This is a genomic window from Streptococcus hongkongensis (assembly GCF_053206145.1).
Map to the genome: position 1 here is coordinate 1 of NZ_JBRUGD010000017.1, position 13,077 is coordinate 13,077.

7 protein-coding genes are annotated in these 13,077 nt (G+C 37.9%); all 7 read right to left on the minus strand.

Translation table 11 applies throughout. The features are described 5' to 3' along the window. Positions 1-274: 274 nt before the first annotated feature. The 7 genes from ACVRZD_RS09595 to ACVRZD_RS09625 all read right to left on the minus strand — a co-directional run bounded on the left by ACVRZD_RS09595 (position 275) and on the right by ACVRZD_RS09625 (position 12,938). Positions 275-5,125, minus strand: coding sequence for an accessory Sec-dependent serine-rich glycoprotein adhesin (locus tag ACVRZD_RS09595; RefSeq protein WP_447450457.1), 4,851 nt, complete (start codon positions 5,123-5,125; stop codon positions 275-277). A gap of 297 nt (positions 5,126-5,422) precedes the next feature. Continuing rightward, positions 5,423-7,318, minus strand: coding sequence for a M13 family metallopeptidase (locus ACVRZD_RS09600; protein ID WP_037627106.1), 1,896 nt, complete (start codon positions 7,316-7,318; stop codon positions 5,423-5,425). Positions 7,319-7,474: 156 nt separating this feature from the next. After that, positions 7,475-8,395, minus strand: a complete 921-nt coding sequence (locus ACVRZD_RS09605) for a transketolase family protein (RefSeq protein WP_037627104.1) — start codon at positions 8,393-8,395, stop codon at positions 7,475-7,477. Then, the gene (locus ACVRZD_RS09610) at positions 8,395-9,249 is read right to left on the minus strand and encodes a transketolase (protein ID WP_037627102.1); all 855 of its coding nucleotides are present in this window, start codon (positions 9,247-9,249) and stop codon (positions 8,395-8,397) included. The genes ACVRZD_RS09605 and ACVRZD_RS09610 overlap by 1 nt, the downstream gene beginning before the upstream one ends. Before the next feature lie 3 nt (positions 9,250-9,252). Further along, entirely contained in the window at positions 9,253-10,593 is a 1,341-nt protein-coding gene (ulaA, locus tag ACVRZD_RS09615; RefSeq protein ID WP_447450458.1) for a PTS ascorbate transporter subunit IIC, read from the minus strand. A 13-nt stretch (positions 10,594-10,606) separates the two neighbouring features. Next, positions 10,607-10,891: a PTS sugar transporter subunit IIB gene (locus ACVRZD_RS09620; RefSeq protein WP_037627101.1), complete on the minus strand. Its 285-nt coding sequence runs from the start codon at positions 10,889-10,891 to the stop codon at positions 10,607-10,609. Between the two features lie 4 nt (positions 10,892-10,895). Next, positions 10,896-12,938, minus strand: a complete 2,043-nt coding sequence (locus ACVRZD_RS09625) for a BglG family transcription antiterminator (RefSeq protein ID WP_037627099.1) — start codon at positions 12,936-12,938, stop codon at positions 10,896-10,898. Positions 12,939-13,077 lie beyond the last annotated feature (139 nt).

A 13,077-nucleotide genomic window follows, 5' to 3' on the forward strand; every position in this document is an offset into this window, starting at 1 on the left:
AGAATCAAAAGGTCCAGTGGACGTTTTGATCTGCTCTCCTTGAAACCAGAAAGAGAGCATACCAAGTCCGAGCCACTTTAGAAAAATATCAAAAAGTGAAGACATGGACTTTGTCTTCACTCTGAAATACCCTTTTTCAAGGGTATTTTTTTAGCTTATCATCATATATAGCCAAGCCTAAACTGATGAGTTCACTTTATTTATGCCGACAAAAATACCCCACAAGTTTCCTAAGAAATTTGTGGGGTATTTGTTTATTTTAACTTACAAGAAGCTATTTTTTTGACCTATCCTTTTTACCTTTTTTGAAAAGACCAAACGATAAAATTCCTAGAATAGCAGCACCGATAGTAGAATTTGTACTTTCTTTACTGCCTGTTTCTGGCAATTCTTGTTTTATTTGAGAAAGAGAAGTTCCTTTTGAGCTAATGCCTTCATTAACAGCCCTAGCTGGGTTTATTGGATTAGTAGGAGTAGGTGTCGAAGAATCATCAGGTGTTTGAGGATTTGACGCAACCAAACGGTAAATGTAAGTCACTTCAATCACACCATTATTAACATAACCTTTTTCTACATCGCCATCTTTTACAGCAATCCACTCATAAACACGACCATCAGGACTTGTAATAATCAATGGTTTGTGATCAATCGCAGTATCATAGATTTTACCAACATCTGCTTGATTTTCATCCACCTGATCAGGAGCAATAGTATGTCCTTCTTGATCCACATAATGTACCAAGACATCACCTTTCAAGTCTCCAACAGCATTAAAATGTCCTGGATTTGAAATAGAGGCATAATCAACAACAGTATCATCACTTGTTTCTGCTACCTCACTCGCAGATTCGCTCTCACTTTCTGATAAAGATTGTGATGAACTAAATGAATCACTTTGACTAATCGAATCGCTCAAAAAGATACTACGACTCACCATTTGAGACTCACTCACAAATTCACTACTGCTCACCGAAGTACTAGCAAATTGACTAGCACTTATGTGCTCTGACTCACTAATTGAATCGCTAGCGCTATCTGATTGACTCATTGAAATACGCTCATTTAATGAGGCAAGTTCACTAATAGATTCGCTAGTGCTTATTGACTGACTTTCAATGACACTTCGACTATGCTGTAAAGAATCACTTAGGGAATCACTCGAAGACACTGATAAACTAATATCCTCACTGCGACTAGCTGATAAAGAAGCAACTAATGATTGTGAGCTACTTACTGATAAGCTAACTTGTAATGACCTTGACTCACTGGCAAGCTGACTAGATGCTACCGAAAGACTGACTGAATCACTCAATTGATTTGATAAGGAGTCACTGATTGATAAACTCTCACTAACTGACATGCTATCTGACTGGCTTAGACTAAAGGAGATTGACTCACTTAAAAAGTCACTGCTACTTACCGAGTCACTGCCTGACTGGCTTAGACTAAAGGAGGTGGACTCACTTAAAAAGTCACTACCACTTACTGAGTCACTGCCTGACTGACTTAGACTAAAGGAAGTCGAATCACTTAAAAAGTCACTGCCACTTACTGAGTAACTCGCAGACTGACTTAGACTAAAGGAGATTGACTCACTTAAAAATTCACTGCCACTTACCGAGTCACTAGTTGACTGACTCAGACTAAAGGAAGTCGAATCACTTAAAAAGTCACTGCCACTTACCGAGTCACTCGCAGACTGACTTAGACTAAAGGAAGTCGAATCGCTTAAAAAGTCACTGGTACTTACTGAGTCACTAGTTGACTGACTTAGACTAAAGGAAGTTGACTCACTTAAAAAGTCACTGCCACTTACCGAGTCACTAGTTGACTGACTTAGACTAAAGGAGATTGACTCACTCAACAATTCGCTGGCACTTACTGAGTCACTTTCTGAAATACTACGACTTAAGGAAGTGAGCTCACTTGTTAACTCACTAGTACTTAAAGACTCACTAGCAATGTTACTTGAGCTGAAAGACTGTGAATCACTGAGAGAGGTGCTTAAACTAACAGAATCACTAACTAATAAACTCTTGTCTAAAGAGAGTGACTCACTTGTTGAGTGACTCGTACTTGTAGATAAACTCTCAGCTACCCAAGAACTACGGGATTCAGATAAGCTAACAGACTTACTTGTACTATGTGATTGGCTTTCAACAAGCGATGTTGAAATACTATCAAGTGTGGATTTAGCAATAACATGTGATGCAAGAGAATCAGATGTACTTTGGGATAAGCTTACCGAATTCACCTGACTCAGAGAAAGAGACTCACTTAAAAATTCACTTTGGCTCTGTGATTGACTACTTGAATCACTTAGAGATAACTCTATTGATTGACTAAGCCCTTCGCTCGCACTTACTGACAAACTATTAGAATGTGTCTCACTTAAAGAGCTTGATTCACTTAAAGACTCACTCGTACTCAAGGAAGCACTCGTCAACTGACTCGTATGAAGATGCTCTGAAGCACTTTGTGATTCTGAGGTACTCGTTGAAAGACTCGCAAGATGACGCTCACTAAATGAGGTTGATTCACTTAGAAATTCACTCGCACTTTGTGATTGACTGGCTGATTGGCTTAGACTAAATGAGGTTGACTCACTTAGAAATTCACTGGCACTTTGTGATTTGCTGGCTGATTGACTGATACTAAATGACATTGATTCACTCAGAAACTCACTAGCACTTTGTGATTGACTACCTGATTGACTCAGACTAAACGAGGTTGACTCACTTAGAAATTCACTGGCACTTTGTGATTGACTACCTGATTGACTCAGACTAAACGAGGTTGACTCACTTAGAAACTCACTCGTACTTTGTGATTGACTACCTGATTGACTCAGACTAAATGAGGTTGACTCACTTAGAAACTCACTCGTACTTTGTGATTGACTACCTGATTGACTCATACTAAACGAGATTGACTCACTTGCAAGTTCACTGGCACTGACTGATTTACTGGTTGATTGGCTCACACTAAACGAGCTTGACTCACTTAAAAATTCACTGGCGCTGACTGATTGGCTGATTGATTGGCTCACACTAAACGACGTTGACTCACTTAAAAATTCACTGGCACTAGCTGATTTACTGGTTGATTGGCTCATACTAAACGACGTTGACTCACTTGCAAGTTCGCTGGCACTCTGTGATTGGCTCGTTGATTGGCTTATGGATTGACTAAGGGACTGACTAAGGCTAAGAGACGCCTCTTGAGAATTTTTCTGACTAAGTGATTGCGAATCGCTCAAGCGTTCACTTTGACTTAGGGATGTACTAGTTGACTCCTTAAGACTTAATGAAGTTGACTCACTAACAGATTCACTCTTTTGAACAGAAAGACTTTGTGAAGTACTCTTACTTAGAGAAGATGATTCACTTAAAGCAAGGCTTTTAGAGGTTGAAGCTGAGCTTGCTTCTGAACTACTTTCAGATGACGAAGCACTAAGAGATTCTGACCTACTAACAGATTGACTTGTTAAACGTGATTGACTTAAAGAATTTGACAAGTAAATAGACTTAGACTCACTAAGAGATTCTGAAGTACTCAAACTAAGACTGTAAGCTGTCTCATCTGCCGTCGCATCTGTTGATGAATAGCGTAAACCATATGTTGCATCATATGAAGCTCCTGTATTATAATGATTACTTAGGATTGATCGTAGAGCAACCCCACCTGCTTCTGTATCAACCAATGGTGTTGTCAAAACAACAACATAGTTGTCTGTAGGTGCCATATAATTACTAGCAAACCTTAGAGAAACGCCATTATTACCAGATACACCACTTTGAGGATCAAAATAAGAATTATAAGTAATGATTACATTTGTTGCCTCGGGATATTTAGAAAAGTCTTCCTTCATATCACTGGTTAATCCAGATAGTGGAACCTTATAAACTTTAAGTGTGATGTCTTTACTGGTTAATGGAACCTGACTACTAGTCCCAGGAACATTAAAAATATCTAGATAGATACCTCTAGAATTATAAATACTTTTACCAAGCGGATTAATTTCAGTCACATACCGTAAGGTGTTATTTGTCGTATTAATATTTGGAATTCGAGAAATGACATTATAGGTATCTGGACTATTGATTGCAGGGCTATTGTATGTAATATCTGCATATTTTACTGCTGAAGCCGTTCCTAATGTTACTTTTAACTCAACATTATTGGTTGTTTTAGGAACCTTTAATTCATCTACAAATAAGGATAAATCTCCTTTAGCTGTAATATTCTGTAAATTAGTTACACTATCAGTAAAAGTATAGCGAATCTTCTTTGATGTTGAATCATAAAATCCAGTCGCAATAGTCATGTTATTATAAACAAGGTCGGGAATTTGTACTTTGTCTGCTAGTCCATGTGGATTTAAGGTGTTTGATAGTTGTAAATCAAAATAATCTCCGCTTTGAGCTTTAGCAAGGCTTAAGGCAAAATTAAAGCTTGGTCCTTCGGCGTTATCAAGATTATAACTTGTTTTACCATCAGTAAAACTAAGGTTAACGTTTGTTAAATTATTAGAAACATCTGTTGGACCTACTGATGCAGCAGTAACTGAGCGTAAGGAATAAGACCTAGGCATTGGACTAGTAGTCTCTGTACTACTTCCTACTGTTGCGTTCGTATTTGTCGTACTACTAGTAGCTGCTAATGATTGGGAGCTTGATATAGACGCTGACTGCGAATCTATTAAACTAAGACTGGCTGATTGGGACAAGGCTAGTGATTGAGAATTGCTTAGAGAAGCTGACTCAATTGCTCCCGAATTAGCTTGACTAGTTGATAGAACAGCTGCGGAATCAGCAATGGCCACTACACCTTCTGGTGCACTAACTTCAACGGCAGTCAGAGGAGCACTCTGTTCTTCAGCAGCTACAGTTGTTGCTATTGCGCCACCAGAAACAGCTCCCGCCGTTAAAATAGCCTTAAGATAGGATAGATTGCCTGATCGATCAGTTTCCTCTGCATCAACTTGAGTCTTCTCAATTGATTGAGACAGAGAAATTGGCCCTTTTAAAATATGCAAAAAACTGAGTCGAGACATAACTGTCCGTACCCAGTTTTTTCCAGACTTATGCATTTTTACTCTACTTTTAGAATCAATAATTTTCAAATTGTCACACTCTCTCTTAATAGTATTACTTAAAATATTCTAATTTTAACGCAAGCCGTTCTAAAAATCAAGAATATGCTCCATTTTTTTCACAAATTGTTGTTAATTGGCTACCTATCCTCTAAAATTACCAGTAAAATGCACTTTTGACCCTTATTCTCCTCTCTTTAGAATGTGAAAGGTAAAAAATATAGTTAACGCCAAAAAATAAAATAACTTATTTTTATAGGGTACTGACTTATAAAAATTAAAAAAAGAGTCTGGGACAGACTCTTGAATGGTAATGTTAACAAAAAACTACCAAATAATAACACGATCTTCAGGCGCTCGCCACATAAAATCGTTTTCTGTGATATCAAATTCCTGATGGAACTCTTCGAAGTTAGTTAGTGTAACGTTTGTTCGCCATTCACCTGGGGCATGGACATCAATACTTGCCATCATTTGCATGAATTCATCACGCGCCTTCATCCGCCAGATGCGTGCAAAATTAACAAAGAATTCGCGGGCTGAAAAGTCTGATTCTTTCTTCGCTGCTTCCAATGCGCAGGCTACGCCACCAAGGTCGGCAACATTTTCAGACACTGTCAATTTTCCATTAACTTTAGCGCCGTAAGAATCTAAGCCTTCAAATTGGTCAACAACCTTATCTGTACGCTCTTTAAAGGCAGCGTAGTCTTCTTGAGTCCACCAGTCATTCAAACTACCATGCTCATCAAATGAAGCCCCATTAGTATCAAATGCATGTGAAATCTCATGCGCAATAACAGCTCCAATACCACCATAGTTAGCTGACGAGCTTTGCTCAAGCGAGTAAAACGGTGCTTGCAAAATAGCTGCAGGGAAAACAATTTGATTCTGCTGTGGATCGTAATAAGCATTTACCATATGAGCTGGCATATGCCATTCACTACGGTCAACCGGCTTATTCCATTTACTCCAACTGTGAGCAATTGAAATTTTAGCCAAGTTTTGGGCGTTCTCAACCAATGATAGATTTGAATCAATGATTTTCTTTTCGTAGGTTTCTGGCAATTTCTCAGGATAGCCAATATGTGGTGTAATCACATTTAGTTTGATAATCGCTTTTTCACGTGTAGCTGGCGCTAGCCAATCAGCGGTTTGCAAACGCGATTTATAAACATCGATCATCGTGGCAACTTTGTGCTCCACATCCGCCTTAGCCTCAGGCGAGAAGAATTTATCAGCATACCAAAGACCAATAGCTTGATTATAAGCACCTTGTGCTAAATAAAAGGCAGCTTTTTTCTTATCCATTGCTTGTGGTGTACCAGAAAGGGCACGGCCATAAGTACCTGATTCAACACGAATCTCATCTGTTAAATAAGCATTGTAAGCATTAGCAGCATCAATAATTAATTCTGCTTTAATCAGTTCCCAGTTCTTTTCAGAATAAAACTCAGCAGCAAATTCTGTCCAGAAACGTTCTTCAGGAACAATAACAGTATCTGGATGCTGACCTAAAATTTGGTTGAAAATTGAATCTAGTGGTAATTCTGGAGCTAATTTAGTAAAGTCTGACCACTGATAAGGATGGTAAAGTTTAACATATTCGGATGTTTCTTCTCGTGAGAGCACATAATTGGCCAATTTCCTATCTAATAGTAAAACCTTATCTAACAAGTCAGAAATTTCCTCTGATGAAAAACCAAATTTCGGCAAGAGTTTCTCTTGAGATTGGCGCCAAACTTTAATCAGTTCTTCAGCTTTGTCATTACCTTCTTCATAATAAGTTGTATCTGGTAAAAGAATTGAGGGTGCTTCTGCCCATAATACATTTAATTGAGCATTCATAAAATCAGGAGCGACACCAAATGGGAAAAGATTGGGTTTTCCTGACAATTCAAAATCTACAATTTTAGCTGCAAACTCTTCAAATGAATTTAAGTTTTTATACTCTTCAATCAAAGGTAAAACGGGTTTGGCACCGACCTCTTCACGTTTAGCATAGTCTGCCGTCATTTGATGAAACTTAATAAAATTAGCTAAAATCGCGTCTTGTGGCTGGTCTTGTCCTGCCAACCACTTATCTGTTGTTTCTAGCATCAATGTTTCAATTTCATCAGCTAAGTCTGAGAAACCACCTGTTCTCGGTTTATCATCAGGAATAACAGCTGTTTTAGCCCATTCGCCATTAACAGCTTCATAAAAATTGTCTTTATAATCGACCATTGTATCTCCTTCTAAAAATTTACAGCATAGTAATATTCCCTATACTTTGTAATCTCTTACATTGTATCAAAAATTGATCTAAAAAACTAAGGATATTCAATTTTTAAAAACTATTTAAAAAAATGAATGACTTTATTAAAATCATTCATTTTTTTATTATAAGGAGTTCACTGTTTCTATAATAGCAGCTGTTGATAGACCATAAACATCAAGTAAGTAATCACTTTTTCCAACTTGGCCAAATGATTCTTTTATCCCCATTCGAGTAACAGATGTATTGGCTTCTGTTGATAAGGCTTCACAAACTGCTGAGCCTAAACCACCAATTTGATTATGATTTTCGACAGTGAGAATTGTTTTTCCAACCAGATCAGTTAATAAAGCTTCAGGCAAAGGTTTAATCCTAAAGAGGTCAATTACTTCAATTTCTTTTCCTTTTTCTGATAATAGCTCTGCTGCTTCCAAGGCTTTTGCGACCATTATCCCAGAAGCAATAATTGTTGCATCTTTACCTTGACGAAGAACTTTATAGCCTTGCGAGAAGTCTTCTCCAGCTTCATAAATTGGAAGTGGTTTTTTACGAACTGTTCTAATATATGACAAGCCTGGAATCGTTAGAGTTTCTTGCAAAACAGCTTCAAATTGAACATCATCACTAACTTCATAAACAGTCGCTTTTGGAACCAAACGAAGTAAACCTAAGTCTTCAAACGGCATATGCGTTCCACCATTCATCTCAGCACTCACACCTGCATCTGAGCCAATAATAGTCGCCTGTAATTGGGCATAAGCAAGTGAGATAAAGAGTTGGTCAAAGACACGTCGTGAAGCAAATGGTCCAAATGTATGGAGGTAAGGGTGGTAGCCCTTGACAGCTAAACCAGCCCCAATACCAACCATTTCAGCTTCCATAATACCTACGTTTACATAGCGTTTCCCAAGTTTATCCATCAATTTATTGGTAGCCATCGAACTAGATAAGTCTGCTTCCAAAGCTACTACTTGAGGAGCTTGGTCACTACAAGTCTCTAAAAAATCACGGTAAACATGACGCATTTCTTTTGTTTCTCTATTCATTAGTCTACCTCCAATTCTTTTCTCAATTCATTTGCCGCAGTGCTTAAGTCCGCAAGTTGCGCCTGATCTGGTCGTAAATGGTGGTTAGACGTCATATTTTCAATTAAGGGCACGCCTTGTCCTTTAATTGTATCTAAAACAATACACTTAGGTTTAGAATGATTAGATGCTTTTAGTGAAACTATTGCATCATAAATGGCTGGAATGCTGCTACCATTAACACGGATAGCTTCAAATCCAAAAGCTTCAAATTTTTTAATATAATCACCTGGATTGCAGATTTCTTCAGTCAAACCATCTAATTGTTTTTTATTGTCATCAACGAAAACAAATAAATGTGATAATTCTTGATGAGCAGCAAATTGGAATGCTTCCCAACATTGTCCCTCATTTAATTCACCGTCACCAACTATGGTATAGGTATAATGCGGTGATTCTTCAATAGCTTGTCCATAAGCAATACCAGTAGCTACACTCACACCTTGTCCTAAAGAACCTGTCGTCATATCAACACCTGGTGTTAAGTTGCGGTCCGGATGTGAAGGAAGCTTGGTACCATTGGTATTCAATGACCGCAGGAAGTCCTGATCAAAAAATCCCTTTAAATGTAAAGTGCTATATAAAGCTGGTCCTGCATGCCCTTTTGACAAAACAAAATAGTCACGATCTGTCTTACTAAAAATCTCCGGTGTCATAGGCATCACTTCGCCATAGAGAACAGCCAATGTTTCAGCAATCGACAAACTTCCTCCATAGTGACCAAATCCCACATAATTCAGTGTCTCTAAGATATTTATCCTAATAGCTAGGGCAAATTGTTCCAGTTCAGCTAATCTTGTTTCACTTAAGGTCATCCATTAAGCCTCCTTTTTTTGTTTTCCAACAAATGATAAGCCAACAAGTACTGCAAGAATAGCAATAAGACCAATAGCAATAGTTGTTGCACCACCCATTTTATTTAACATACCAAGAACAATACCTGATAAACCAAAGTCTGCATCTGAGAATGTTGAACCTTCAAATCCTAAACCACCTAGGACAGGCATTAAGAAAATTGGTAAGTAGCTAATTAAGATACCTTGCATGAAAGCACCTACTGTTGCTCCTCTGACACCGCCTGATGCATTACCGATTACCCCAGCAGTTGCACCACAGAAGAAATGAGGAACAACACCTGGTAAAATAACCGTAGTACCAGACATAATCATAATAGCCATACTAACTAAGCCACCTGCAAAACTTGAAATGAACCCAAGTAATACAGCATTTGGTGCATATGGATAGACAATTGGGCAGTCCAAAGCTGGTTTTGAGTTTGGAACCAATTTTTCAGAAATTCCTTTAAAGGCTGGAACGATTTCACCTAAGATTAAACGAACACCAGCTAAGATTACAAAGACACCAGCAGCAAATTGTCCAGCTAACTGAAGCGCATACACAAGACCATGTGTGCCATTACTCAATTCTTTAGCAATCCATCCAGGACCTGCAAAAATGGCAACAATTAAGTAAATAATTGTCATGGAAATAGTGATACTTACTGTAGAATCACGTAAGAAAGACAAGGATTTTGGAAATTTGATATCTTCTGTTGATTTTGATTTATCACCAACTAATCCACCAATTGTTCCACTTAACCAGTAACCAAGTGAGCTAAAGTGCCCCAAAGCCACTTTATCATTACCAGTCAATTGAATCATAAACTTCTGAACAAATGCTGGGGAGACACTCATAATAATTCCTAAAGCTAGCCCTCCAAAGATAATTAATGATGCTGATTTAAAGCCAGAAACAGTCATGATAACAGCAATCATACAAGCCATATAAAGGGTATGATGACCTGTTAAGAAAATGTATTTGAATTTTGTAAACCGAGCAATCAGAATGTTGAAAATCATTCCTGCAAACATAATAAGGGCTGTGGCTGAACCATATTTTGTCAAAGCGACAGCCACAATTGCTTCGTTGTTTGGAACCACGCCTGACAGATGGAAGGCATGTTCAAACATTGTTCCAAATGGATTTAATGAACTTTGAACGATACCGGCTCCGCCTGATACCACAAGGAAACCAACAAAGGTTTTAATGCCACCTTTGACAATATCAGGTGTGGCTTTCTTTTGAAGCACTAAACCAATAACGGCAATCAAAGCAACCAAGATAGCTGGGGTACTAGCAATATCAACTAAAAATTTCATTCTTGTCTTCCTCCTAAATTAGGCCTTTTTCTTGGCAAATTGCAGTTACTAATTCTCTTAATTCGTCCATATCAATGATGCTGTTTAAAATACGCACATCCCCCAAGTGACCTGCTGAATCTTCCAAATCTCGACCAACAATCCAAAGATCTGCTGCCGATGGATCCGCTCCACCGAGGTCATAGTGTTCGACTTCAACATCTGTCACTCCAAGATCTTTAAGGATTGATTCAATATTCATTTGAACCATAAAACTAGAACCCAATCCTGAGCCACACGCTGTACCAATTCTCAACATAATATTACGCCTCCTGATTAATAATTTTTTTGATATCTTGATAATGTCGTGAAACACGTAATGCCTCAACTTGCTCCTTATCTCTTAAAATTGTCGTTAATTGAGATAATGCTTTCAAATGCGTCTCATTATCCACTGCAGCAATACAAATTAGTAAATAAATTTCTTGTTTAGGATCGTCTAAAAGATGAATCGGTTCTTCCAGTACCAACATGGACATTCCAACATCAATAACACCATCCTCAGGTCTAGCGTGAGGAATGGCTATCCCTTTTCCTAAATTGATAAAAGGACCAAATTCTTCAACCTTTTCAATCATAGCTTGAGGATAACGATCAGTAATTTTGCCCAAGTCTAATAAAGGCTGAGCAGCTAGTTTAATAGCCTCTTTCCATGCTAACTTCTGTGAGCTAGTTTGATAGGTTTGTTCTGTAATTAATTCATGCAGCAAGGGTCTCACGTCCTTTCTAAATAATTCTTGTTTAAACATCTTTCTTAATGCCAATCGTAATTCCTTTTCTTTCGTTACTGTGGCATAATGCTTGATGGTTGCTAACATTTTTTCAACTTCCAAATCCTCATCTGCCAGTCCCGGAAAATCCTGACAGACCAAGTCAATTAAGTGAAACGATTGTTCCTCAGTCATGACCATTGGAACTAGGTAACTCGGCTTATCTCGATCCAGAATAATTGTCGAGAAAATCATGTCATAGTCTTTTGGATTGATGTCATCTAACTGATCCACACGCGAAATGCCTTGAAAACTGAGCTGAGGAAAGAGAATTTTAAGGTTTTCTTTCACAATTAATGATGAACTAACCCCATTTGGACAAATAATCACGGCCCGGTAATGACTATCAATAACCGATTTTTGCTGATGTAAATAGCCTCCAAAATGCAAAACAAAATAAGCAATTTCACTAGACGGAATCGGATAGCCAATTTCTCTTTCTAGAGGTTTCAAAGCCTGGTGAACCATGGTGTAAAGTTCTGGATGATCCTGCTTAATTCGTAAAGCATAATCATTGGACGCTGACAAACCAAACTGAAGCCGATAGTAAGCTGGAATCAAATGCCGTTTCATCGTCGCTAACATCGCTTCTTTTTGGTCAAAATTCATCAGCGAAATACCCTCCAACTGATTAATAATTTCCAAAGTCAAGTGACTAAAATAGCGATCCGAACTATCCCTGTCTCCTTCAAAAGACCCCGAAAGCAAGAGACTAAGATAATTTTTTTGAGCATCTGTGAGCTCTAAATCAACTCCCTCTTCTTGCACGATTTCTTTAGTCACTATGTCAATCAGATCTTCTATTTCCTTAGAAATAGGTGCCCGGTCATCCTCAATTCGGACAACATCCCGCTGGTACCTACTCAAAATGAAGATAATAATATAGAGACACTCTTTCAAACGATCAAGAATTGGCGTCATTTGGAAGGTCTGGTAATAATCAGTTACTTTCTTCTCCAGTAAATGATAAGACACCTGATAATCCCACTCTGATAAGATATAATCAAGCGCCCAACGACCTTTCGTTGACTGAATCAATTCTGTAATAATCTTAATAGCCATTCGGTGCTTATCTTCCTCACGACCATTCAGGGTATAACCCTTTTGGCGAGAATAGGATAATTCCAATTGATAATGACTCATCAAGGCTCGTAGGGCTTTAATATCTGTCAAGGTAGTATTTTTACTAACTTTCAAGAAGTACTGATAATGGGTATTTGAAACAAAATCTTTACGACAGAAAGTATACAGATAGATAAAGGAAATACGTTCTTCCTGACTCAGAAAGATATGTTGTGAGTTCAACAGCTTAAAAATAAGTTGTGACTTGTTCTCCAACTCGTCAGAAAGGCTATAATGTCCATTTTCTATGATAATTTTTGGCAGCTGACTATCTTCCAATAAGTGATTGATTGCTTGGATTTCGTCTTTTAAGACTTTTATTGAAAACTTTGTCTTTACGGACAACTCATAAAGAGAAAGTTGTTGATTTCTAATCAACGTCATCAGAATAACTAGTGATTTATTATCAACCATAAGGTTACCTTTCTACTTTCATTTTAGACTATTGTGATGAGGTCGCCTAGACCCCATTGAGCACAATTTAAGCGCTTAACAAATTATCTGACCTTGTGCCAAAGTCAGATAATCCTATTATACAGTGCTCTAAAGAGTG